22 protein-coding genes and 1 other RNA gene are annotated in these 25,581 nt (G+C 32.7%); 15 read left to right on the top strand and 8 right to left on the bottom strand.

The features are described from left to right. Positions 1 to 852 (top strand): N-acetylglucosamine kinase, encoded by an 852-nt coding sequence (locus ACHRVZ_RS17105; protein WP_395424098.1) that lies wholly within the window; start codon positions 1 to 3, stop codon positions 850 to 852. A 13-nt stretch (positions 853 to 865) separates the two neighbouring features. Next, on the top strand, positions 866 to 1,240 hold the full coding sequence (locus tag ACHRVZ_RS17110) for a methylglyoxal synthase (protein ID WP_271336020.1): 375 nt from the start codon (positions 866 to 868) through the stop codon (positions 1,238 to 1,240). 132 nt (positions 1,241 to 1,372) lie between these two features. Here the strand turns inward: ACHRVZ_RS17110 and ACHRVZ_RS17115 are convergent, their stop codons facing one another. Next, positions 1,373 to 1,753 carry a Rid family detoxifying hydrolase gene (locus ACHRVZ_RS17115; RefSeq protein ID WP_395424099.1) on the bottom strand — a complete coding sequence of 127 codons (381 nt, stop codon included), beginning with the start codon at positions 1,751 to 1,753 and terminating at the stop codon, positions 1,373 to 1,375. A gap of 24 nt (positions 1,754 to 1,777) precedes the next feature. Further along, on the bottom strand, positions 1,778 to 4,534 hold the full coding sequence (locus ACHRVZ_RS17120; protein WP_395424100.1) for a putative LPS assembly protein LptD: 2,757 nt from the start codon (positions 4,532 to 4,534) through the stop codon (positions 1,778 to 1,780). 49 nt (positions 4,535 to 4,583) lie between these two features. On the opposite strand from ACHRVZ_RS17120, the gene ACHRVZ_RS17125 reads away from it, so the two are divergent. The 8 genes from ACHRVZ_RS17125 (at position 4,584) to ACHRVZ_RS17160 (ending at position 12,380) form a co-directional block, all read left to right on the top strand. After that, positions 4,584 to 5,714 carry an N-acetylmuramoyl-L-alanine amidase gene (locus ACHRVZ_RS17125; protein WP_395424101.1) on the top strand — a complete coding sequence of 377 codons (1,131 nt, stop codon included), beginning with the start codon at positions 4,584 to 4,586 and terminating at the stop codon, positions 5,712 to 5,714. Positions 5,715 to 5,764: 50 nt separating this feature from the next. Continuing rightward, a complete protein-coding gene (locus ACHRVZ_RS17130; RefSeq protein ID WP_395424102.1) occupies positions 5,765 to 6,730 on the top strand; it encodes an MlaD family protein in 966 nt (321 codons plus the stop codon). A gap of 4 nt (positions 6,731 to 6,734) precedes the next feature. Then, on the top strand, positions 6,735 to 8,072 hold the full coding sequence (locus tag ACHRVZ_RS17135) for a 4Fe-4S dicluster domain-containing protein (protein ID WP_395424103.1): 1,338 nt from the start codon (positions 6,735 to 6,737) through the stop codon (positions 8,070 to 8,072). A 134-nt stretch (positions 8,073 to 8,206) separates the two neighbouring features. Next, positions 8,207 to 8,998: a (Fe-S)-binding protein gene (locus tag ACHRVZ_RS17140; RefSeq protein ID WP_395424104.1), complete on the top strand. Its 792-nt coding sequence runs from the start codon at positions 8,207 to 8,209 to the stop codon at positions 8,996 to 8,998. Position 8,999: 1 nt separating this feature from the next. Then, complete coding sequence (locus tag ACHRVZ_RS17145) at positions 9,000 to 9,602, top strand: hypothetical protein (protein WP_395424105.1); 603 nt, start codon at positions 9,000 to 9,002, stop codon at positions 9,600 to 9,602. An 86-nt stretch (positions 9,603 to 9,688) separates the two neighbouring features. After that, the gene (locus tag ACHRVZ_RS17150) at positions 9,689 to 10,171 is read left to right on the top strand and encodes an ABC transporter ATPase (protein ID WP_395424106.1); all 483 of its coding nucleotides are present in this window, start codon (positions 9,689 to 9,691) and stop codon (positions 10,169 to 10,171) included. Positions 10,172 to 10,793: 622 nt separating this feature from the next. Beyond that, a complete protein-coding gene (gene bshA / locus ACHRVZ_RS17155; RefSeq protein ID WP_395424107.1) occupies positions 10,794 to 11,939 on the top strand; it encodes an N-acetyl-alpha-D-glucosaminyl L-malate synthase BshA in 1,146 nt (381 codons plus the stop codon). A gap of 18 nt (positions 11,940 to 11,957) precedes the next feature. Beyond that, the gene (locus tag ACHRVZ_RS17160; protein ID WP_395424108.1) at positions 11,958 to 12,380 is read left to right on the top strand and encodes a protease complex subunit PrcB family protein; all 423 of its coding nucleotides are present in this window, start codon (positions 11,958 to 11,960) and stop codon (positions 12,378 to 12,380) included. A gap of 100 nt (positions 12,381 to 12,480) precedes the next feature. On the opposite strand, the gene ACHRVZ_RS17165 is transcribed toward ACHRVZ_RS17160, so the two are convergent. Beyond that, positions 12,481 to 12,978 (bottom strand): hypothetical protein, encoded by a 498-nt coding sequence (locus tag ACHRVZ_RS17165; protein WP_395424109.1) that lies wholly within the window; start codon positions 12,976 to 12,978, stop codon positions 12,481 to 12,483. A 161-nt stretch (positions 12,979 to 13,139) separates the two neighbouring features. Then, complete coding sequence (locus ACHRVZ_RS17170) at positions 13,140 to 13,961, bottom strand: UDP-2,3-diacylglucosamine diphosphatase (protein WP_395424110.1); 822 nt, start codon at positions 13,959 to 13,961, stop codon at positions 13,140 to 13,142. Positions 13,962 to 14,149: 188 nt separating this feature from the next. Between ACHRVZ_RS17170 and aroC the strand changes: the two genes are divergently transcribed. The 3 genes from aroC to ACHRVZ_RS17185 all read left to right on the top strand — a co-directional run bounded on the left by aroC (position 14,150) and on the right by ACHRVZ_RS17185 (position 18,869). Further along, positions 14,150 to 15,208 carry a chorismate synthase gene (aroC, locus tag ACHRVZ_RS17175; RefSeq protein ID WP_395424111.1) on the top strand — a complete coding sequence of 353 codons (1,059 nt, stop codon included), beginning with the start codon at positions 14,150 to 14,152 and terminating at the stop codon, positions 15,206 to 15,208. Between the two features lie 54 nt (positions 15,209 to 15,262). Further along, entirely contained in the window at positions 15,263 to 16,543 is a 1,281-nt protein-coding gene (locus ACHRVZ_RS17180; RefSeq protein WP_395424112.1) for a dicarboxylate/amino acid:cation symporter, read from the top strand. Positions 16,544 to 16,763: 220 nt separating this feature from the next. Further along, positions 16,764 to 18,869 carry a response regulator gene (locus ACHRVZ_RS17185; protein ID WP_395424113.1) on the top strand — a complete coding sequence of 702 codons (2,106 nt, stop codon included), beginning with the start codon at positions 16,764 to 16,766 and terminating at the stop codon, positions 18,867 to 18,869. On the opposite strand, the gene ACHRVZ_RS17190 is transcribed toward ACHRVZ_RS17185, so the two are convergent. Both ACHRVZ_RS17190 and ACHRVZ_RS17195 read right to left on the bottom strand, forming a co-directional pair. Next, positions 18,866 to 20,116, bottom strand: coding sequence for a DEAD/DEAH box helicase (locus tag ACHRVZ_RS17190; protein ID WP_395424114.1), 1,251 nt, complete (start codon positions 20,114 to 20,116; stop codon positions 18,866 to 18,868). The genes ACHRVZ_RS17185 and ACHRVZ_RS17190 overlap by 4 nt on opposite strands. A gap of 124 nt (positions 20,117 to 20,240) precedes the next feature. Continuing rightward, a complete protein-coding gene (locus ACHRVZ_RS17195; protein ID WP_395424115.1) occupies positions 20,241 to 21,287 on the bottom strand; it encodes a formimidoylglutamase in 1,047 nt (348 codons plus the stop codon). Positions 21,288 to 21,384: 97 nt separating this feature from the next. Here ACHRVZ_RS17195 and ACHRVZ_RS17200 point away from each other — a divergent pair, with 97 nt between their 5' ends. Beyond that, positions 21,385 to 22,263, top strand: a complete 879-nt coding sequence (locus ACHRVZ_RS17200; RefSeq protein ID WP_395424116.1) for a hypothetical protein — start codon at positions 21,385 to 21,387, stop codon at positions 22,261 to 22,263. Between the two features lie 614 nt (positions 22,264 to 22,877). Here the strand turns inward: ACHRVZ_RS17200 and hutI are convergent. Both hutI and ACHRVZ_RS17210 read right to left on the bottom strand, forming a co-directional pair. Further along, positions 22,878 to 24,113, bottom strand: a complete 1,236-nt coding sequence (gene hutI, locus ACHRVZ_RS17205) for an imidazolonepropionase (protein WP_395424117.1) — start codon at positions 24,111 to 24,113, stop codon at positions 22,878 to 22,880. A gap of 108 nt (positions 24,114 to 24,221) precedes the next feature. Beyond that, the gene (locus tag ACHRVZ_RS17210) at positions 24,222 to 25,274 is read right to left on the bottom strand and encodes a glutaminyl-peptide cyclotransferase (RefSeq protein ID WP_395424118.1); all 1,053 of its coding nucleotides are present in this window, start codon (positions 25,272 to 25,274) and stop codon (positions 24,222 to 24,224) included. 88 nt (positions 25,275 to 25,362) lie between these two features. Between ACHRVZ_RS17210 and ffs the strand changes: the two genes are divergently transcribed. Beyond that, an RNA gene (ffs, locus tag ACHRVZ_RS17215) (signal recognition particle sRNA small type) lies at positions 25,363 to 25,460 on the top strand. Positions 25,461 to 25,581: the final 121 nt, after the last annotated feature.

Below are 25,581 nucleotides of genomic sequence, written 5' to 3' on the forward strand. Positions count from 1 at the left end.
ATGAAATTAATAGTTGATAGTGGGTCTACTAAAGCCGATTGGATTGCAATTGATGATAATGGAAAGGTATTATTCACGACACAAACTTTAGGATTAAATCCTGAAATTCTTGACAAGCCTGAAATAATTGAAAGATTGAATGATCGTTTTGATATTTTGCAAAATAAAAAGAATGCTACACACTTGTTTTTTTACGGAGCAGGTTGTGGAACTGATAGAATGAAAACTGCGCTTTCGCAAATATTTCAAGAATATTTTACAAATGCTATTGTTGAAGTTCAGGAAGATACATACGCAGCTGTTTATGCAACTACTCCAAAAGGAGAAGAAGCTATTGTGAGTATCCTGGGAACCGGATCAAACTGTAGTTTTTTTGATGGAAAAGTATTGCATCAAAAAGTTCAGTCATTAGGTTATATTGTAATGGATGATTGCAGCGGAAATGTTTTTGGAAAAGAATTAATCAGAAAATACTATTTCAATAAAATGCCTAAAGACCTGGCTGTGGAATTTGAAAAAGAGTACGATGTTGATCCAGATTTTATCAAAAACAAATTGTACAAAGAGCCAAATCCTAATGCTTATTTGGCAACTTTTGCTAAGTTCCTGATCAAACATAAAGATTCTGAATTTTGTAGAAAAATCATCTTCAAGGGAATGAAATCTTTTGTAAAGAACTACATTAAGCAATTTGATAATTGTAAAGAAGTTCCTGTACATTTTGTTGGTTCTATCGCTTTTTATTTAAAAGACGAATTACAAGAAACATTTGATAAGTATGAACTTCAATTAGGAAATGTTTTAAGAAGACCTATTGATGGTTTAATTGCTTACCATGTTGCTAATCAATAAATAAAAGTAAAATATGGAGATTGCTATTATAGCTCACGACGGAAAGAAAGCAGATATGGTTCAGTTTTTGAATAAAAACAAAACTCTTCTACTTCAGGAAAACATTAAACTAATCGCAACAGGAACTACAGGCAGTAAGGCAGTTAATGCTGGTTTTAAGGTAAAAAGAATGCTTTCTGGACCAATGGGAGGTGATGCTCAAATTGCGGCAAGAGTAGCTGAGGGAAAAACAGAAATGGTATTTTTCTTTAAAGATCCACTTGCAAGCCATGCTCATGAAGTTGATATTAATATGTTAATTCGTGTTTGCGATGTACATAATGTACCATTGGCAACAAATGAGGCTTCAGCGCAATTATTGTTAAATGCTGTCGCGTTGCAATTATAGAAATCCCAATTTATGATATAAAAAAACCGTTACAGATTGTAACGGTTTTTTTGTTTCAAGTTTCAGGTTGTATTTTATTGAATAATTATGCAGTTGCCTAAGTTCAAAGTGATGACCTGAGGGCTATTTTTTTTATTGTACTGCGATTATAGAAATTTCTACATTTACATTTTTTGGCAAACATGCAACTTGCACTGTCTCACGTGCCGGAGCGGTTTTTTCATTAAAAAATGAACCGTAAACAGTGTTTATAGCGCCAAAGTTATTCATGTCCATAATAAAAATAGTAGCCTTAACTACATTTTCAAAAGTCATATCTGCAGCTTCTAGTATAGCAGCAATATTTTGCATTACTTGTTTTGTTTCATCATTGATGTTGTCTGTAACAAGTTCTCCAGAGGCAGGATTAATAGCAATCTGGCCAGATGCATAAAGTGTGTTTCCTGATAAAACGGCTTGATTGTAAGGACCAATTGGAGCCGGAGCCTTTTCTGTAAAGATGATTTTTTTCATAACAAATTATTTTTATTCGACGATTTATCGATTTGAAGTGCTTCGTTTATTCCATTTAATGTCACTAAGCATTCCTGATTTAATTCCGATAAAGAAATTCCAGTTAGAATTTGTACCAAGCGGACTCCAGTTAAATGCCATTCTCCAGCTTAATAAATCTCTTTCAAAACGAAACTGGGTAAAAGTAACACCTTTCTGTACAAAATCGTAACCGGTAGAAATTCCGCCTTTCCATTTAGGAGTGATGTCCATATTGGCAGAAATCATAACCGAGTTTCCTGTGATCTTATTTTCTCTGGCGGCATTAGAATAGGTTAATGAGTAAGCCATTGTCATATCCCAAGGTATGTGCGAGTTGAAAAATTCTGTTATAACATCTTTGTCGTCATCTTTTTTATTGGCAAACTGACTATTTCTACTGTCATTTAAATCGGTATTAGTTCCGAATAAATCATCATTACGTCCACCGTTCCGTTGGCTTTGCGTGTTTTTTTCGTCATTACTGCTTCCTTTATTAGAAAATGAGTAATTCAAAGTAACATTCGCACTTGTCATTCTAAACAAGCTTCCGCCATTATCAATGTTATAGATGTTCATTACTTTACCTGAATTATCAATCGCATAAGGGTTTAAAACTGCTCCAAAATTGACATTCATTTTGTTGTCAAAAAGCTGTGTTCCACCGCTTAAAATTACGGGTTGCCAAGCTAAAACTTCTTTTCCGTCAGCATCAAAATTATAACTTGTGCTAAGGTTTAAATTGTTTAGCAGCATGATTTTTTTAGGTTCTGTTTTTGTGCTGTCTCTGTCTCTAACTTTAGCCTCAAAAGTATTGCTCAAAGCAAATGATACGATGTTGGAGTTGCTCTTTCCCGGAGCGCCAAAAATACCATTATCAAACGGAGAATATTGTCCAATTTTTCCAGAAGCATCAACTGTGTAGTTGTTGTAATATTGGTTGAAACTTGGTGTGTACGAATAAGTAACGGTTGGTCTCATGACGTGACGAATCGATTGAATTTTTTTGTCACTACCAAAATTAAACGTTCCATAAATAGTGGTTCCAAAATTCGTGCTGAAATTATAAGTTCTATAAGCGTCAAATCCGTTTACAGTTTTATCAACTACTTTGGCTTGCTCTGGATCGTAATTTCTGTCAATCGTTTTTGTTACCCAGGTTTCTTGGTAGTTCGTAGAGGCTCCCGCACTAAAATATTTGAATAACTTAAAGTTTGTACTAATCGGAATAGTGTGTTGCATTCCTATTTGAGCATCTCTAAACATTTGAGGTTTGAAAAACAATGAATCCGTAGTTTTAAAATTGTTTTTACCGCTTAAGTTGTATTGTAAGTTGATGTTTTTTATAAATCCTTTCTTTACACCATCTTTTCCAACAAATGGATATACACGATCAACACTAGCTTGTAAAGCGGGTAAAGTCATCTGAATTTCTTCTGTTTGTGTATTTTGTTGATGTGTTGCTGTTAACGATATACGCGCTTGCGGAATCGTGTTAAATGTTTTATTATAAGAGATCGATGAACTTAAGGTGTTGTTTAGGTTTGATCCTACGTTTGCCTGGTTAATAGATCGCTTAAAGTACTTACTACTACCCATGTTGACAGAGGCAGAAAAAGTTGAATTAGGATTTGATTTGCTATCTTTTGCGTGTGACCATTGAATGTTGTAAATGTTTTGCTTAGAATAATCAGGATATCCACGCTCACTATTAATTAGGTTTTCAAATCGAACATTTACGTTTCCTCTGTATTTGTAACGCTTCGCATATGATGATTCAAATCGCATCGCATAACTACCATTGGTGTAATAATCTCCTAAAACGGTTAAATCATAATTATCGCTTAATGCAAAATAATAACCACCATTTTGTAAAGAGAAACCTCTGGTATTAGAGTCATTGTAACTTGGAATAATGATACCTGAAATACTTTTTTCCTGACTCATCGGGAAGAAAGCGAAAGGTAAAGCTACAGGTGTCGGAACGTCGGCAATTACCATTTGAGTAACACCAACTACAACTTTTTTGTTGGGTACAAATTTTACTTTGTTTGTTCTGAAATAATATTCTGGATCATCTATATCGCTTGCAGTTGTAAAACGAGCGCCTTTTAAAAAGTAAACTGAATCATTTTCTTTTTTAGTTATGGCTGCTTTAATTTTAAATTCTCCCTGCTCAGTTCTTGAATTATAAATTAACGCTCTTTTTGTTTTAAAATTAAAGCGTATAGAATCGGGTTGAACTTCGTTTGCGCCTTGTTTAAAGTTTGGATATTGGGTCAAAACTCCTGTAGAATCTTTTATTCGACCCGCATAAACTTCGTCTTTTTCAAGATTTAAAACGATAATTCCTGATTTTAGTTCGACATCTTTATAATAAAGTTCGGCTTCATTATACAAAGTAAGTGTTTTAGCTTTCTTGTCGTATTTTGCGTAATCTTTAGCTTTATATTTGGTAATAGCATCTAAAGCGCTCTTTTTTTTCTTAAGCGTGTCCTGTTTTATAGTGTCGGTAACGGGTGTTACGACTTTGTCTGTTGCTGCAGTTTTGGGTTTATCTGTTTGTTTTACAGTTGGTAACGGCTTTGTTTTGTTTTTTATCTCTTGTGAATATAATTTACCACATCCTAAAGATAGGAAAAATGATAATAAAACGATATTAAATAAGTTTGTATGCAAAGGTTTAAATGCTATTTTTGTAAAATTATGGCTTGTTTTTTGACACGTCAAACTTACATATAATTTTTTGTCAAAAATAATCAATTGTAAAAATTATAGCAGTTGCGTTTTATTAAAATTAACTTTTAGATTTATGAATAGATTTAACAAAATTAAAGTAGTATCTACTTTTTTTCTAACGATATTGTCTTTTTGTGCTTATAGCCAGGCAAATGTTTTTAAGGTAACACTTGATGCTGGACATGGTGATCATGACTTTGGAGCTGTTTACAGTGGTCGGATTGAAAAAAATATTGCTTTAGCAATTGTTTTAAAAGTTGGTAAAATTTTAGAAGCAAGTCCAAATGTCAATGTAATCTATACTCGTAAATCAGATGTTTTTGTTGATTTGATAGAAAGAGCAAATATTGCGAACAGGGCAAATTCTAATATTTTTGTTTCTATTCACTGTAATGCTAATAAAAACACAGCAGCATTTGGTACAGAAACTTATGTAATGGGTTTGAGTAAAACAGCTTCAAATTTAGAAGTTGCAAAAAATGAGAACTCCGTTATTACTTTAGAAAAAGATTACAAACAGAAATATGATGGTTATGATCCAAAGTCTCCTGAGTCAATGATTGGAATGAATATGATGCAAGAAGAATATTTGGACAATAGTATTTCTCTGGCTAGTAAAGTTGAAGATAATTTTGGAAAACTTGGAAAAGTTCGAAGAGGTGATGGAGGTGTAAAACAAGCTGGTTTTATGGTTTTACATAAAGCTTATATGCCAAGAGTATTAATTGAGACAGGATTTATCTCCAATCCAACCGAAGGAAATGTTTTAAACTCTGAAGAAGGGCAAAATGATATTGCAAGAGCAGTTGCAGATGCAATTTTAAGTTATAAAAATGAATATTTTGGATCTGGAAACTCTGAAATTTCAGATGCAAGACCAGTAAGAGATACTTCGACTCCAAAAAAAGCTAAAGTCATTGAAGCTCCTGCGGTAATTAAAAATGTTCCAAAAGGAACGTTCTTTAAAGTGCAGCTTATAGCGAGTATCAAGAAAACACCATTAGAACCTAAAAACTTTAAAGGCCTTAAAAATGTAACAATGTTGTATGAAAATAATATTTATAAATATTTTTATCAGGAAACTTCGAGTTATGATGCTGCCAAAAAATATTTGGAAGAAGCTAAAGGTAAAGGATATGGAGCTGCATTTTTAATTGCAACCAAAGATGGAGAAAAAATCAGTATTCAAGACGCAATTAAATAATAGCTTCTAGTTCGAATATTTATATTAATTTTGTACAAACACTAAGAATTTTGAAACTAACAAGAGAAATTAAAACGGCTATTTTAGTCATCGCGTCAATTTTATTATTTATTTGGGGCTATAGTTTTTTAAAAGGTAAAGACCTTTTTACAAATTACAAGACATTATATGTAGAATATGATAATGTTGAGGATTTGTCAGCATCAGCACCCGTTACCATAAATGGACTTACTATTGGTAAAGTAAGTAAAATTACAATTAACGAAACAACTGGTAAATTATTGGTTGAACTTCAGTTAAAAACAGATTTTCCAATTTCCAAAACAAGTAAAGCATCTTTGTATTCTCCAAGTTTAATTGGTGGAAAGCAAATTAAGATTTTACCGGATCTTACGGATAAAGATCCAGCTGTTGACGGACAAACATTAGAGTCGGCTGTAGAATTAGGATTGACTGAATCTTTAGGTGGTAAAATTGAACCAATTCAGAAAAAGTTAGATCTAATGTTGGCTAATATTAATACATTAGTTTCTGGATTAAATAATGTATTGGATAAGCAAGGACAGGAAAATTTAAAAAAATCATTGGCGGAATTGAGCCAGACTATGGAACAATTTCATAGAGCCTCAGGAAGTCTTAATTCTATTTTAGATACAAATAAAGGTCAGATTAATGGAGTTGTAACCAACTTTAATAAAATGTCGAATAACTTTAATAAAATATCTGATTCATTAAGTAAAGCTGATTTAGGAAAAACGGTTAGAAACTTAAATCAGACTTTGGCTAAAGTTGATGGTATTATGAGTAACTTAAACTCAGGAAAAGGTACTGCCGGAAAACTATTAAATGATGACGCTTTATATAATAATTTATCTAAAACTTCAAAAGAGTTAGAGTTGTTATTGCAAGATGTTCGTCTTTATCCAACACGTTATGTGAATGTTTCTCTTTTTGGAAAGAAAAACAAACCATATGTGGCCCCAACAGAAGATGCTAACACAACTACTAAAAATTAATTAGATGAGTTATTTAGATAATATTTTATTCGCTATACTTCTTATAGTTGGTTTCGGTTTTTTTGCATCGAGCGTAAAAAAAATCATCCGTAACATTAATTTAGGAGTAGATGTAAATCGAAAAGATAATTCTAAAGCACGCTGGAAAAACATGGCATTGATTGCTCTTGGGCAATCAAAAATGGTGAGACGCCCTGTAGCCGGAATACTTCATATTTTTGTGTATGTAGGTTTTGTAATTATTAATATTGAATTACTCGAAATTATAATCGATGGATTATTTGGTACACATAGAGTTTTTGCACCTTATTTAGGAGTAGTTTATGATGTATTGATCGCTTCATTTGAAATATTAGCACTACTTGTAATTTTTGCAGTGACTGTTTTTTGGATTAGAAGAAATGTGATTCGTTTAAAACGTTTCATTAATCCGGATTTGAACGGATTTCCTAAAAGCGATGCAAATTACATTTTGTATTTTGAAACAGTTTTAATGCTTTTGTTTTTATTGATGAATGCCTCTGATTTGCATTTACAAAATGTACCGGGTGGGTTTTCGCATTTTCATAAAGCAGGAAGTTTTCCAATAAGTCAGTTTATTGCGCCGATGTTTAACGGTATGTCAAATGAATTGGTCTCGTTATTGTTTGAAGTGTTTTGGTGGGTGCATATTGTGGGGATTTTAGTTTTCATGAACTATTTGTATTTCTCAAAACATCTGCATATTCTTTTGGCTTTCCCGAATACCTATTTTGCGAACTTAAATCCCGAAGGCCAGTTTGATAATTTAGAATCAGTAACAAAAGAAGTTAAACTAATGATGGATCCAAATGCTGATCCGTTTGCAGCAGCTCCGGTTGATGAAAACGCAGTTCCGAGTAAATTTGGAGCAAGTGATGTTCAGGATTTAAACTGGGTACAGTTGTTGAATGCTTATACTTGTACAGAATGTGGTCGTTGTACATCATCATGTCCTGCAAATCAAACGGGCAAAAAATTGTCTCCTCGTAAAATTATGATGGACACAAGAGATCGTTTGACTGAAGTTGGAAAAAATATTGACGCAAACAAAGGTGTTTTTGTTCCGGATAACAAAACATTGTTAAACGATTATATTACTCCTGAAGAGTTATGGGCATGTACTTCATGTAATGCATGTGTTGAAGAATGTCCTGTAAATATCAGTCCATTGTCTATTATTATGGATATGCGTCGCTATTTGGTTATGGAACAAAGTGCAGCTCCAATGTCATTGAATGCTATGATGACAAATATTGAGAATAATGGAGCGCCTTGGCAATACAATCAGCAAGATAGATTGAACTGGAAAAACGAAAACTAAAACCGTTTAATTGGTTATTTGTTTAACCGTTTAATGGATTAATAAAATAAATTTCTGTGTTAATGTTAGCGAAAGGGTTATTTCAAGAGAGTGATTAACCAAATTAACAATTAACCGATTTAACAAAAAAAAAGATGTCAGAAAGTTTAGTAGTGCCAACAATGGCTGAAATGCTAGCCGAAGGTAAACAGCCAGAAGTTTTGTTCTGGGTTGGATGCGCGGGAAGTTTTGATGATAGAGCAAAGAAAATTACAAAAGCATTTGTGCGAATTTTAAATCGTACTAATGTATCTTTTGCTGTTCTTGGTACTGAAGAGAGTTGTACCGGAGATCCAGCAAAACGTGCCGGAAATGAATTTTTGTTTCAAATGCAAGCCATGATGAATATCGAGGTTTTGAATGCATATGAAGCTAAAAAGATCGTGACGGCTTGTCCGCATTGTTTTAATACTTTAAAAAACGAATATCCTGAATTAGGAGGTCAATATGAGGTAATTCATCATACGGAGTTTTTAAAGTCACTAATAGATGATGGAAGATTAACTGTTGAGGGTGGACAATTTAAAGGAAAACGTATTACTTTTCATGATCCTTGTTATTTAGGAAGAGCAAATAAAGTTTACGAAGCACCAAGAGACTTAATTCAGAAATTAGATGTTGAATTAGTTGAAATGAAGCGATCTAAAGCTAATGGTTTATGTTGTGGAGCGGGTGGAGCACAAATGTTTAAAGATGCTGAACCAGGAAACAAAGAAGTAAACGTGTTGCGTACAGAAGATGCTCTTGAAACTAAACCGGATATTATTGCAGCTGGTTGTCCGTTTTGTAATACAATGTTAACAGATGGAATCAAGCACCAGGAAAAAGAAGGTCAAGTGAAAGTAATGGATATTGCGGAGTTAATCGCTAATGCACAGGATTTATAGTATGAAAAGAATATTTTTAGTACTTGTTATATTGTGTAATGCTGCTGGATATTCTCAAGAAGTTTTTGATGTTATAGCAAAAGAAACGTGTGAATGTTTAAATGCTAAGAGAGAAAAACAACCCAATTTATCCGCTGACGATTTTAAAACTGAAGTTGGCGTTTGTATGATCAAAAGCTACTCAGATCATATTTCTGAATTTAAAGGTGCCGACAAGGTAAACTTTAGCGATAAGGAAGGAATGACTAAGTTGGGAGAAAAAGTTGCAATAAAAATGATGCAGTTTTGCCCTAATGTAATCTTGGACTTAGGAAGAACCGTTAACAATGACGAAGAAGAAGTTGAGAAGGAAGACGCATTTGTTGAAGGTGTAGTTGTTGATATTATATCAGAACAATTTATTACTTTGCAATTGAAAGATCAAAAGGGAAGAAGTTATAATCTTCTTTTGTTGGATTACTTTGATACTGCATCTTTGTTGACTAATAATGAGATAAAGAAGAAAGATAAGCTTAAAGTTAGCTACGCAGAAATTGAATTATTTGATTCAAAAGCGAAAGAATTTAGATATTATAAAATTCTGACGAAAATAGAGAAACAGTAATTTTAAGGTTCTGAGGCTCTAAGATTCTTAGGTTCTAAGTTTTTTAACCTGAAACCTGAAACAAAAAACTAAAAGAAAAAACAAAAATGTATATACCTTTTGAAGATTTACCTGGTGAATCCAGAATATGGATTTATCAATCGAACAGAAAATTTTCTGAGGAAGAATTTTCTGAAATAGAAACTGACCTAAAAGCTTTTGTTGAAGGCTGGGCAGCACACGGAACAAGTTTAGAAGCTTCGTATTTATTGAAATACAATCGATTTATTATTTTGGCTGTAAATCAAGATGTGCAGGCGGCGACGGGTTGTTCTATTGATAGTTCGGTAGAGTTTATTCAGAGTTTAGAGAAAAAATATGACGTTGATTTGTTAGATAAAATGAATGTTACTTTTAAACTTGGTGAACATATCGCACACAAACCATTAATTGATTTCAAGAAAATGGTTAAAGACAAATCGGTTTCTGAGAATACAATCGTTTTTAATAACCTTGTAAATAATATCGAGGAATTCAATGAATCTTGGGAAGTTCCTGCTGCTGATAGTTGGCATAGTAGATTTTTCTAAGAGATATTTAGAATATAACGAAAGGCATGAAATTTAGATTTCATGCTTTTTTTTGTTTCAGTTTGTCATTTCGAGGAAAGAGGAGTCTCCGTTGGTGATTTGCCAAAGATTAATATTTGGTTTGTAGAATTACTTGTGAAGATTTGCTTCGCCAATTCGCTATCGCTCGGGTCTCTTTCCTTGGAATGACAATAAACTTTGACCGTAGTAAATTGTGTCAAACCTGACAGGTTTTATCCCGAGGCTTCGGGACTGTCGGGTTTAGAAAAAGCTTCTTATGAAAATTAAAAGTTCAATTCTAGCCCCGATGGGAGCGTTATCCTTTTTCTGGTTTCTTTAGACAGAAAAAGATATAGCGGACAGCGGGACAGATAGTTCTTTTTGAAAATTATTATGTCTGCTACTATTAAAAATTTCGATTTAGATGAAAGTTCTTAGATGATAATTAGAATGGTTGATTTTTTAAACTGGAAATCCTTTTATATAAGGGTTAAGATGGTCTAATAATCTTGTGATCTAACAATCAAATCATCTGATAAAACTAATATTCACATAAATCTAACAATCTAAATGTTCAAATAAACGTGAATTTTGAGTACTTTCGTAGTACTAAATTTAATACATGAAAATAGCTATAGTTTGTTATCCGACATTTGGTGGTAGTGGTGTAGTTGCTACAGAACTAGGCCTTGAATTAGCCAGACGCGGACACGAAATCCATTTTATTACTTATAGTCAACCGGTTAGGTTGGCACTTTTGAATCCTAATGTTCATTATCACGAAGTAAACGTTCCAGAATATCCTCTTTTTCACTATCAGCCTTACGAATTGGCGTTGTCAAGCAAGCTTGTTGATATGGTGAAATTATATAAAATTGAAGTACTTCATGTGCATTACGCCATTCCTCATGCATATGCGGGCTATATGGCGAAGCAAATGTTGAAAAATGAAGGAATTAATCTTCCGATGATTACAACGCTTCACGGAACGGATATTACGTTGGTAGGAAATCACCCTTTTTATAAACCTGCAGTGACTTTTAGTATCAATAAATCGGATTATGTGACTTCGGTTTCGCAGAGTTTGAAAGATGATACTTTGAAGTTGTTTAAAATCAAGAATAAAATTAGGGTAATTCCAAATTTTATAGAGTTGGATAAAGTTGTTAAAGACCCGCAGGCACCTTGCCACCGTTATGTTATGGCAAAAGAAAACGAGCGTATTATAACACATATTAGTAATTTTAGAAAGGTAAAACGTATTCCGGATATTATTAAGATTTTTTATAATATTCAGAAAGTGATGCCTGCCAAATTAATGATGGTTGGTGACGGTCCTGAAAAAGAAAAAGCCGAAGCCTTATGTATGGAATTGGGGATTTATGATAAAGTAATTTTCTTTGGAAACAGTAATGAAATCGATAAGATTTTATGCATGACCGATTTGTTTTTACTTCCGTCAGAAACGGAAAGTTTTGGTTTGGCAGCCTTAGAGGCTATGGCTTGTGGAGTTCCTGTAATTTCAAGTAATTCAGGAGGTTTGCCAGAAGTTAATTTTGATGGTATTTCTGGATATTTGAGTAATGTGGGAGACGTGGAAGAAATGGCTGCAAATGCGATTAAAATTTTACAAGATGAAAAAGTTTTAAATCAGTTTAAAGCGAATGCTTTAGAGGTGGCTAAAAAATTCGATATAAAAAATATCTTGCCAAAATATGAAGCTTTATATGAAAGAGCTATAAATGATTACAAACATGAGAAGCAATAATATTAAAATAAACGGTAAATGAAAAAAGTAATTTTGGTTTTAGTAGTGTTTGCCTTGGTCTCTTGTGGAGCAAAAAAAACATCAGATTCAAAGGCTTTGTATGAAGTTTTAACAGTACAATCTGACGGCGGAGGAAATATCAAATTTTTTGAAATTTTGACAGAGCCTAATGAAATCAAAATGTTAGAAAATGATCCGCTTTTAGCAGATAAAATGAAGCAGACTGATATTAGCAATTCGAATTATGTAATTCTGAATATGGGTGAGAAAAATACTGGAGGATATTCTATTGGAGTCGACAAAATTGAAGAGACAGACAAAAATATTATTATTACAGTAAAAGAAAATAGTCCTGCAGCAGATGCAATGGTAATGCAAGTAATTACATATCCGTATACGGTTGTGAAAATACATTCTAAAAAAGAAATTATTATAAAATAAGGTTTTCCCGAAGCCTCGGGATCGCTCAGCCTGACAAAAAAAAATCCTGTCGCTTCAAAAGCGACAGGATTTTTTTTACAATTATTTTTTGTTTGCTATTCTAGAATCTAAATTTAACTCCTAAACCTACATCGAATCCAAAATTGTCATCGTCATAATATCCAGAACCAATCTCTGGTCTAGCATCTAATGAAAGAGTGATAGGTGCTTCTTTAAAAGTATATTCTATACCAATATCTCCTGCAGCAAAAACATAAGTTCCGCTATCATTATATTTATTGTTGTTTGTGTAATAATCGTGATCCCAAGCAGCGATACCAGCTCCAACACCAGCGTACCAGTTAAAACCACCGTCAATATTCCAAACCCATTGGTAAAGTCCAACAGCTTTTATAGCATCAACGTCACTACTGTTTCTCCATCCTAAATCAAACTCAAGTCTGTTTTTTTGGCTTAATCCTCTTTGGTAAGAGATTTCTCCCCCAAAACCGTTGTTGTCACCTAAACGAATTCCTAGTGAATTTTTAGCAATATCTTGTGCTTGAGCCGTAAATGCCAATCCAACTAGCATAATGGCAGATAAAATGATTTTTTTCATAAAAATGGTTATTAATTTTTGTCAAATTTAATATGAGGTACCATTCTTAAACGTATAATATTTTCTGAAATTGTTACATAATTCACATTTTTGCACTTAACTAAAATGTAATTAAAGTATTGCTGTCTCCTATGATTTAAGTGTTTTAAGGTTGTAGAGTGTTATTTTTTAATAATAGAAGCAATTAATTGAGAGCTTAGAATGTCTTCCATTTCAAAAAGATTTTCCTCTTCTGAAAAATTGCTTTCGGCATAAGAATATAATTTCCAGCGTTTTTTATGGTATTCCAGAGCGGTCAAGTTTTCAACCCAATCTCCGGAATTTAAGTATAAAGTAGAGCCGTATTTGTTTTCTTTAGTGATGATTTTTGGTTCGTGAATATGTCCGCAAATTACATAGTCGTATTTTTTTTCGATAGCCAGATCAGTAGCTGTAGTTTCAAAATCGGATATAAATTTAACTGCTTTTTTTACGCTTGCTTTTATTTTCTTTGAAAATGAATAAGGTTCGCGTCCAAGTTTTGCTAAGCACCAATTGGCAAATCGATTGCTTAAAATTAAATAATCATAACCAAGTCCGCCAAGTTTTGCAATCCATTTTGAGTGCTGAACAGAGGCATCAAAGACATCTCCATGAAAAATCCAGGCTTTTTTATCGTCTAATTCTAAAACTAATTTATCGACTAAAGCAAAATTCCCCATGTTCATATCGCTGAATTTTCGAAGAATTTCATCGTGATTTCCAGTGATGTAATATACTTTTGTACCCTTTGAAGCCATTCCGATAATTCGTTGAATAACTCTTAAATGAGCTTTTGGGAAATATGATTTTCTAAATTGCCAAGCATCAATAATATCGCCGTTTAAGACTAAAGTTTTGGGTTTAATACTTGATAAATAGTTATTTAATTCTTTAGCGTGACTTCCGTAAGTTCCCAAATGGACATCTGAGAGAATGACCAATTCGACATTTCTTTTTTTCAATTTTTCTTTTTTTGAAGTTTAACAAATAAAAGAATCTCTAGCGGGATTTATTTTATCAAAAGGTTATCAATTTGGCGACAATTTTATTAAATTGTAATTTTTAGACTACTTAACCTTTACTTAATAATACTAATTTTAAATTTTTTAATTTAATTCATAAAACTTACATTTGCTCAAAACAAATTACAATGGCAGGAAATAGCTTCGGCACACTATACAAGGTTACAACATTTGGAGAGTCTCACGGCGAAGCTTTGGGCGGAATTATTGATGGTTGCCCATCAGGAATTGAACTTGATTTGGAAGCAATTGAAGTTGAAATGTCTCGCAGAAAGCCAGGGCAGTCAGCAATTGTGACGCAAAGAAAAGAACCGGATGCAGTTCAATTTTTATCTGGAATTTTTGAAGGTAAGACTACCGGAACTCCAATTGGTTTTATTATACCAAATACCAATCAAAAATCGGATGATTATTCACATATAAAAGATAATTACAGACCAAGTCACGCTGATTATGTATACGATCAAAAATATGGTTTCCGTGATTATCGCGGTGGCGGAAGAAGTTCAGCAAGAGAAACAGCAAGTAGAGTAGTAGCGGGTGCAATTGCAAAGCAAATGTTGCCTGACATTAAAATTAATGCATATGTGTCTTCAGTTGGTCCAATTCATTTAGATACACCTTATCAGGATTTAGATTTTTCGAAAATAGAAAGTAATCCTGTTCGTTGTCCTGATGAAAAATCGGCAGCAATTATGGAAGAATATATTCGTGATATTCGTAAACAAGGTGATACTGTTGGTGGTGTCGTTTCATGTGTAATTAAAAACGTTCCGGTTGGTTTAGGCGAGCCTGTTTTTGATAAACTACATGCAGAATTAGGAAAAGCAATGCTTTCTATAAATGCAGTAAAAGGTTTTGAATACGGAAGCGGATTTTCAGGTTCTGAAATGAAAGGAAGCGAACATAATGATTTATATAATCCTGACGGAACAACGAAAACGAATCTTTCAGGAGGAATTCAGGGTGGAATCAGCAACGGAATGGATATTTATTTTAGAGTAGCCTTTAAACCTGTTGCGACTATCATGCAGACTCAGGATTCATTAGATAATAAAGGAAACATCACACCAATGACCGGAAAAGGACGTCATGATCCGTGTGTTGTACCGCGTGCAGTACCAATTGTTGAGGCAATGGCTGCAATTGTTTTGGCTGATTTTTACTTAATCAACAAAACATATTAATAAAAGTTAAGACAGTGAGGGTTTTAATATTTTAATTCTAAATAAAACAAATTAATGCAAGTTACAGAAACCAAAAAAAAATCATTTCTTTCAGGATTAACAGGGCAAATTATTGTTGCAATGATTCTTGGAGCAACTTTAGGAATTATTTTGCACAATTCGATTTCGCAAGAAGCTGCGGTATCATTTAGTAATAAAATAAAAATGCTGGCCACCATTTTTATCCGATTGGTGCAAATGATTATTTCTCCTTTAGTATTTACAACTTTAGTAGTTGGAATTGCCAAATTAGGAGATTTAAAAACAGTAGGAAGAATTGGAGGAAAGGCACTTGGATGGTTTTTTACGGCTTCATTTATTTCTTTATTAATTGGGTTGTTTTATGTAAATATTTTAGAGCCTGGAGTAGGTTTGAAATTAGATCATGTTGATATGTCGGCTGCTTCAGAAGTCACTGCTAAAACAACAACTTTGTCTTTTGAAAATTTTGTTGAGCATATCGTTCCTAAAAGTATTTTTGAAGCAATGGCTACCAATGAGATTTTGCAGATCGTTGTATTTGCTATTTTCTTCGGATTGGCTGCTGCGTCATTAGGAAGTACTGTAAAGCCAGTTATAAATGCTTTTGATAAAATATCTCATATCGTTTTAAAAATGGTAAATTATGTAATGAACTTTGCTCCAATTGGAGTTTTTGGAGCCATTGCAGGTGTATTTGCGATCAGAGATGCTGAAGAATTAATGATTACATATTTTAAGTTTTTTGGATCATTTTTAATCGGAATAAGTACATTATGGATCGTTTTGATAGTAGTTGGTTATATTTTCTTAAAAAGTAGAATGACTGAGTTGTTAAGACGCATTATAGGTCCTGTAGCAATTGCTTTTGGAACAACAAGTAGTGAAGCTGTTTTTCCTAAATTAACGGAGGAATTGGAAGAATTTGGTGTTAAAGACAAAATTGTATCATTCATGTTGCCTTTGGGTTATTCATTTAATTTAGATGGAAGTATGATGTACATGACTTTTGCCAGTATTTTTATCGCTCAGTTTTATGGTGTACATTTAGATTTAGGTTCGCAAATGGTAATGCTTTTAGTTTTAATGCTTACAAGTAAAGGTATTGCAGGTGTGCCAAGAGCTAGTTTAGTTGTTGTTGCCGCAACTTGCGGAATGTTTAAGATTCCGATTGAGGGAATTGCCTTAATCTTGCCAATTGATCACTTTTGCGATATGTTTAGAAGTGCTACCAATGTTTTAGGAAATGCTTTAGCGACATCAGTTGTTGGTAAATGGGAAGAAGGTAAAGAAATTGAGATTGCTACTGAAAACTAACTTTTACGCTGTTTTTTCGTAAGAAAAAGACCTGAGTATTTAAAAGTGTTTAAATAAAAAAAGAAAAGCTGTATTTTTATATGAAATACGGCTTTTTTTTATTTTTAAGCGTATATTTGATCGAATTAGCCAAATTTTTATGCCCCGAATGCGGATTTTTTTGTTGCTTCTTTTGTTTCTGAATTGTTTTGCCAATTCGGCAATTGCACAATCTGAAACTATGTCAGAAGAGAAGATTAGCAAACTTGTGGAACAGGCTTGGGAGGATTATAAAGAATCGAATTTTGAAAAATCATTAATCAATTCCCGAATAGCTTTAAATTATGCTACTCTTGCTAAGAACGATCATTTAATTGCAAAATCGTATAAAATTATAGCCGGAAATTATAATGAATTATCAGAATTTGATAAAGCTATTTTCTTTTATAATAAAGGATTACTCTACGCTAATAAAACGGAAGACGATACGCTAAAATATAAACTTCATAACAACCTGGGTAATATTTATTGTTTTGAAAAAAAGCAATTTGATAAAGGAATAAGCTACTATAAAAAATCGATTGCTTATAGTTTGAAAATTAACGATATGAGTCAGGTTTATTTTACTAATATAAATATAGCCTGGGCGTATTTTGATATTGGTAAATTCAAAGAAGGATATCCGTATTTAAAATTTGTAGGTAATAATTTCGAAAAGTATGGCGATAAATCGAATGAAATTGTGGTCAATATGCTTAACGGAATGTATTTTAGTGATCGCAATGATTATAATGCAGCAAATGCATATTTTGTAAAAGCCATTGCAGCTGGGAAAAATAATGATGAAAAATCTGATTTATCATATGCACATTTAGAATATTCTAAGTTTTTATCTAAAGTAAAAAAATACGAGGAAGCATATAAGAATCTGGCTGCTTCTAATAGGATTACGGAAGAATTATATAATGAAGAAAAACTTAAGAAAGCTTCTATTGCCGGATTTAACCTTGAATTAGATGAATACAAAAGGCAAATTGATAAAATTGAGGGCGAAAAAGACTCGCAATATCAAAGCCTTAAGAAATCTCGAATTATTGTAATCTTATTCATTTTGATTTCTCTGATTCTTCTCTTTTTAATTATAACATTGATTAAAAATATTAGATTTAAGAAAAAGCATAATTTAGAGCTTTTAAAGGCAAAAGAAATAGCCGAGGAGGCATCACTACTTAAAACTCAATTTATTTCGACCATAAGCCACGAATTGCGTACTCCGCTGTATGGTGTTGTGGGTATAACAAATATGCTGCTTGAAGAACATAAAGAATTGTCGCAAAGCCGCCATTTGAGTGCCTTAAAATTTTCAGCAAGATATTTATTGTCTTTAGTAAATGATATTCTTCAAATTAATAAAATAGAAGAAAATAAGGTTGTGTTGGAGAATTTGACATTTAACATTTCAGATGAAATTACGATGATTAAAAATTCGCTTTCCTTTTTAGCGCAAAAAAATAATAACAAAATATCGGTTTCAATTGATCCGTGTATTCCGGAATATTTGATTGGAGATAAGTTGAGACTGGCTCAGATTCTGATGAATTTAGTGAGTAATGCATTAAAATTCACTAAGAATGGCGAAGTCGAAATTATTGTAAAATTAGACAGAACAGAAGAGAAAATGTATTTTCTGGATTTTCTAATTAAGGATAATGGAGTTGGAATCGCAGTTGTTGATCAAGGGAAAATTTTCGAAAAATTTGTTCAGGTTGGAAGAAAAGATGAGGATTATCAAGGAACCGGATTAGGGTTGAGTATTGTAAAACGATTGCTAGGGCTTTTTGGTACTACGATTAAGCTGGAAAGCAATATTGGCGAAGGAACTTCATTTACATTCGTAATTCCTTTTGAGTACGATCCGATGAAAACGAAGAGTATCATTGAAGAAATCGAAGTTGATTTGACCTCAAACGAAGTGTATAAAATTTTAATTGTTGAAGATAATCTTATAAATCAATTGGTTACAAAAAAGATTATTGAAAAAAATAATTATACTTGCAAAGTTGTTGATGATGGTTTTGCTGCTTTGGAAATATTAGAGAAGGAAGAATTTGATCTTATTTTAATGGATATAAATATGCCTTTGATGAATGGGTTTGAAACTTCAAAAAGAATTCGTTTAAAAGACACTAAAATACCAATAGTAGCTTTGACAGCTTTTGATAAAGATGAAATAACAGATGAAGCAATTTCTTCAGGAATAAATGATATTATTATTAAGCCATTTGAACCTGTAAGACTATTTAAAATTATGAACTATTTAATAAATGAAGCAAAAAACGCTGGTTAATACCAGCGTTTTTTATTTTGTTTTGAAGCATTTGACTTTCTCGATTTATGAGCGCCGCCACTTCGGTTTGAGTTTTTAGGTTTCTCGGTAGTCGCTTCAGGACTTCCGGAATGCCATGGGTAAGGATGATCAGTAACAGTTGTTACGTCAACTTTTATTAATTTTTGAATATCTTTCCAATATCCGTGTTCGTCTTTACTGCAAAATGAAATTGCAATTCCGCCATTTCCTGCACGTCCGGTTCGTCCAATTCTATGAACATAAGTTTCGGGAATGTTAGGCAAATCAAAATTGATTACAAAAGGTAATTGGTCAATATCAATTCCTCTCGCAGCAATATCTGTAGCGACAAGAACGCCAACTTCTTTGTTTTTAAAAGCGTCTAAAACACGTTGTCTTGCATTTTGCGATTTGTCTCCGTGAATAGCTTCTGCCGGAATATCTTTTTTACGAAGCGCTTTTACAACATTATCAGCGCCATGTTTAGTTCTTGAGAAGACCAAAACATTCGATAAATTTTCATTTTTTATCAAATGGTATAATAAGTTTCTTTTTTCTGTTTTTTCAACAAAATAAACACGTTGCTCTACATTTTCAGCTGTTGACGATACAGGAGAAACTTCTACTTTTGCAGGATCTTGCAAAAACATTTCAGCCAATTCACGAATAGCAATTGGCATCGTTGCTGAGAATAATAAGGTTTGACGGTTTTTAGGAGTCAGTTTTACGATCTTTTTTACATCGTTTATGAAACCCATGTCCAGCATTTGATCGGCTTCGTCTAAAACCAAAGTATGCAGGTGATCTAAATCAAGAAAACCTTGCTTTTGTAAATCCAATAATCTTCCTGGTGTTGCAACCAAAATATCAACGCCATTTTTAAGAGCGTCAACTTGTGGATTTTGAGAAACTCCTCCAAAAATAGTCAATTGAGTTAAATTGGTATATTTAGCATAAGTGTCAAAACTTTGTCCAATTTGAACGGCTAATTCACGAGTAGGAGTAACTATAAGTGCACGAATTACTTTGGCTTTTTTTGTAGAGCCTACAATTCGGTGTAATTGATGTATGATTGGAATAGCAAATGCTGCTGTTTTTCCCGTACCTGTTTGTGCACAACCAATTAAATCTCTTCCTGCCAGGACAATCGGAATAGATTGTTCCTGTATAGGAGTAGGGTTAAGGTAGCCTTCTTCAAATACGGCTTTTTGTATACTTTTTGAAAGTGATAAATCTTCGAATAACATATCTTATGTATTAAGAATTTAGTTTTAAGTACTAAAATTCTGTGCAAAGATAGGTTTATTCGGTTAATCCTTTATTTGAATCTTGTATTATTTGGGAAATGTGCGGTTTTAAACCCGTTGACCTTCATTGCGATTTCTCTTTTTCATTATTGGCTTTGATAAAATCAGTTACTAAATAACCAATTAGTTTACCAATTAAATTATTGTTTGGAGAGTCGGCTAAATCTGGTGCTCCTTCGCAAATATGCAAATAAGTAGCATTTCGATGTTGTCCAAAAAATGAAATAAACTGACGTAGTTCTTCAACAGAAAAACCACTTATGGTCATTGCGCTACTGGCAATATTTGGAATTGCGTCTAAATCAATTTCGATTCCAAATGAATCAGTTTTTATGAATTCTAACGCTAAAGCCATTTCGCGATTAAAATCTTTTTCTTTACGAATATTGACACTGTCGTAAGTATTGTAACGAACCCGATCTTCAATTTTTTTGATAATGTCTAAAACGCTTTTAGAAGTGTAGTTTTCGTGTAATCCAAAAATAAAATACTTTTTCAGGAATCCTTCTTCGTATGCATATGAGAAACCATTTCCGCTATGACGACCTTCCAGAATTCTAAAATCAGAATGGGCATCAAAATTAATCGCATTTATTGGTTTTCCTTTAGCTAAAGCCGAACCTTTTATATTTCCGTAAGCATTATTATGTCCGCCGCCAATAATAATTGGAATCTTTCCGGCTTTTACAATCGTGAAAATAATATGTGAAACTTCTTTGTCAATTTTTTCAACCAACTGACTAAGTTTAGATCGATCGTCGATATCGTGAAAATCTAGATTTTCGACATCACGCATTTCTTCAGTAACATTTAATTGTCCTAGAACAATAATCTGGCTGCCTTTCGAAAAACGATTGTGCTGAATGTTTGCAATACTTTTTATTGCATTTTGCCATGCCGATGCTGCTCCGGGTCTTCCAAAATTAGCACGTATGCCAATATCTTCTGGAATTCCTAAAAGTACATATTTAGCTTCGCTTTCTTTTAAAAATGTGACTTTATCAACTCCTTTTGGAATGACAATCATTTTTTCTCCGAACTTTATTTCACCACTTCGATGATTTGTAACTTTTGCCAAATCATTAACAGTAAACGGGATTAGTTTCTCCATGAAAAAAATTTATTTTCCAAAAATAATATAATTGTGGTAACTTACGTTATTACCTTATATTAATTCTTAAATTTGTTTTAAAGAAAATTATTTAAATATGGAAAACCCAAAGAACAACAATTCAAGTCTAAAAGCGGTAATCGCAGTTTTAGCAGTCCTACTAATTGGTAGCTTAGTGTATATTTTTAAATTATCTTCTGATACAGAGGTGGTTAAGACCGAACTTACAACAACAATGACGGAGAAAGAGTCTGTTATGAAAGATTTGCAAGAGTTGAAATCAACTTATGATGCTGCAATTGCAGAAAATACTTCTATGTCTGATGAATTAATTCAGGAAAGAGATAAAGTAGTAGCTTTAATGGATGATTTGAACAAGTCTAAAGGAGATGTGTCTAAATTCAGATCACAAGTTCAGGCAATGCAGGGTAAAATGAAAACTTTAGTTGCTGAAAACGATGAATTGAAAAAACAAAATGGTGTTTTAACAGTTCAGAGAGATAGTACAATTACAGTTTTAGGTGAGTCTAAAAAATATAATGAAGTACTAGTTGGTCAAAACGAAGAGTTGGCAAAAACTGTTGAAAAAGGTGCTAAGTTATCAGTTTTGAATACAAAAACTGCTGCTTACAAATTGAGAAGCTCAGGAAAACAAATCGAAACTGATAAAGCAAGTCGTGCTGATGTTTTGAAAATTAGTTTTACAATCGCTGAAAACCAAATCGCTAAATCTGGTGATAAAACATATTATGTGCAGGTTATCGATTCTAAAAATAATGTTTTAGGCGAAAAGAAAACGGAGAGTTTTGGTGACAATACTTTAACTTATAGTTTTAAAACTACTGTTAAATATGAAAACAAAACAGTAAATGTTAGCGAAGACTTACCAGGTAAAGATTTTGCAAAAGGAGCTTATTTTATCAATGTTTATGATAATGATGAATTGGTTTCTAAAACAAGTTTTAACTTGAGATAATAGCCCAATAGGAATAATACCACTTAGATATTAAAGGTCTGTGATTTGCTTCACAGACCTTTTTTTATTTAGGATTATTTTCTTTTTCGGGTTTGTTTCTCTTCTAGCTTTTTTAGGATTTTCTCCTGTTTTTTTGCTTTTAAATCTGTTTTTGCAGTTTTTAAAGTGTTCATCTTAGCCATAATTATGTTGTTTTAATATTAAAAAAAAATGCAGAATAATCAGAATCCTATTATTCATTTTGAATTAAATAAAACTTTATAAAGCGAGTTGTATTCTCCAATGAATATTGGAAAAACAGGGTAAATAATAAAGTTAATAGGATTTATTTAAGCACACTCGCGAGTGCTTAATAATTCGGGAAGATTTTTAATTTTAAAACACAAAAAAATGTATTGAAAATATTTTGATTAAAACACAGATCCGTAAATGCAATCGAAACATTTTGTTTCAATTTAAAGTGATGCAAATCCAGATTGTGATTTAATAAAATCATAAAAAGAGGCTAAATTACAAAGTAGTAAATATAGCCTCTTTTTCTATATTGTCAAATTTAAACGCAGCTTTTAAGATAAGATTAGCGTTTGAATTCGAAATTTTTTTAATCTAAATTATTAGATGATTTTGCCCTCAATAAAAACATTTTCAATTAAGTTGCTTCCAAATGCGTATGGAATTTGATAATAAGATGAAATAGGTTTAGTGAGTATTAAATTGGCTTTTTTTCCTTTTGTAATACTTCCGTGAGTTTCTGAAATTCCCATTGCATAAGCTCCATTTATTGTTGCGGCATTTATGGCTTCTTCAGGAGTCATTTTCATTTTGATACAAGCTGTTGCAACTACAAAATTCATATTTCCGGATGGTGTTGAACCAGGATTAAAATCTGTAGCTAAAGCAATTGGTAAACCTGCTTTTATCATTTCGCGTGCTGGAGTATATGGGATACTTAAAAAATAGGAGCACGACGGCAGTGCGACAGGCATCGTTTCAGTGTTTTTTAGTGCTTCAATGTCTTCCCGGTTCATAATTTCAAGATGATCGACTGAAAGGGCTTTAAATTTAATTCCGGCCTGTATTCCTCCAATCGAGTTAAATTGATTTACGTGAATTTTTGGTTTTAATCCAAATTCAATTCCTGCTTGCATGATTTTTTCTGTTTCCTCAACAGAAAAATAACCGGTTTCGCAAAATACATCAACAAAATCAGCTAGTTTGTTTTTGGCAATTTCGGGTAGCATTTTAGTTATGATTTCATCAATATAACCTGATTTATTTTCTTTGTAATGTAACGGGAAAGCATGTGCGCCAAGAAATGTAGCTTTTATTGAAATTGGATAATTTTCAGTCAGCTTTTTTATTACGCGAAGCATTTTTAGTTCACCTTCGATTGTTAATCCGTAACCTGATTTTATTTCGACGGCGCCGGTTCCTAAATGCATAACTTCTTCTAAGCGAAGTTTGGATTGCTCGTATATTTCTTCTTCAGAAGTTTCGTTAAGTTTTTTGGCTGAATTTAAGATTCCACCGCCGCGATTTGCGATTTCCTCGTAAGAGAATCCGTTAATGCGATCTACAAATTCCTGTTCGCGATTTCCTGCGTACACGATATGAGTGTGGCTGTCGCACCAAGATGGTAAAATGATTTTTCCTGTTGCATCAATTACTTTATCTGCATTAATTTTAGGAAGGTTTTTCATTGAACCAAAATCATCGATAAGATTATCTTTTAGAATTAAAAAAGCATTTTTAATAGTTGGAAGTTCCGCCATCTCGGCTCCTGAAACTTTAGAAATAGAAGTTTCGCGAACCTGAAGTAGTTCTTTTATGTTTGTTATAAGAGTTATCATGGATTAAATTTAGTTGTATAAAGGTATTTTAAAACACAAATTTCACAAATTATCATGAAACAATTCATGAAATTTGTGAAATTCGTATTTGTGTTTAACTATTTCGAGTTATTCTGAAACTGTTATTTCGAATATTTTGCTCCAGTTTTTACCAGTTACAAAAATAGTTTTGGTTTTAGGATTATATGCAATACCATTTAAAACATCTTCAGTGGTAACACCTTTCATCGATTTACGTAAATCTGTCATGTTTAAGATTCCTTCAACTGCGCCCGAAGTTGGATTTACAACAGCAATAGCATCTTTGAGAAAAACATTGGTATAGATTTTTCCGTTGATCCATTCTAATTCATTAATGGCTTTAATTTTTGAAGTTCCTGAATAAACGTTAATGTAATCAAGCATTTTTTGAGTAGCGGGATCCATTTTCCAGATTTTTTCTGTTTTATCAGTTTGGTAAATGTATTTTCCGTCATTAGTCATTCCCCAACCTTCAATATCTTTTTCGTAAGTAAAAGTTTTTTCTAGTTTTAAGGTATTGGCATCGTAGATAAATCCTGTTTTGTTTTGCCACGTCAATTGAAATAATTTCCCGTTGATAAAAGTGATTCCCTCTCCAAAATACTTTTTATCTAAATCAATTTGTTTGAAAATTTTTCCAGTTTTGTAATCGTACTTTCTAATATATGAGTTTCCTTCTTGTCCTGTACTTTCATATAAAGTGTCCTTGTAAAACTCTAAGCCTTCTGTAAAAGAGGTTGTGTCGTGAGGATATGTATTAATAACTTTATACTTTAATAATTTTGGTTCAATATTAGAAACCAATTCAACGCGTTTTGTTGCATCAGATGAATCTGATCCAAAATAAACGGTCGCTTTTAAGTATTGATATCCTAATTTTTGGTCTTTTAATTCAAATTTGAATTTTTCTGCACCTTTTGTACTTCCCACTTTTTTATCGTTAATAAAGTAAGCAACGCTGTCAATTTCTTTCGAATTTGGGTTCAAAATAGCGATCGAAATTGACTCTTGAGGTAAAAAATGGGCCGGAAAAGCCGAATCATCGATATTAAATAAAGAATTTTCACCTTTTTTTGTATCTCCACATCCAATTAATGTGATTCCTAATAAAATGACAGTTAGGAAGTTATATTTTTTCATAGTTTAAAATTTGAATAAGCCAATATACGACGATATTTTTATAGCAACAAAGCTCTTGCAAAAATATAAAAAGATTGTATATTTGCACCGGCAAGTCCTACACGACCAGCTCCTGCAGACTCCCCCAGGATGGGAACATAGCAAGGGTACGTGGTTGAGCGGTGCGATGTAGGTCGCTTGCCATTTTTTTTTAATCTGAACTTTATGTTCGGATTTTTTTTTAGAATTAATTTAAAAGTAGTCTTCCTTCGGGGGGATTTTTTTATTTTTGGACCTTTCATAGAGTTAGAAGTTGAATGTTAAAGGT

This window comes from Flavobacterium sp. FlaQc-57 (assembly GCF_044007395.1).
Taxonomy (GTDB): domain Bacteria; phylum Bacteroidota; class Bacteroidia; order Flavobacteriales; family Flavobacteriaceae; genus Flavobacterium.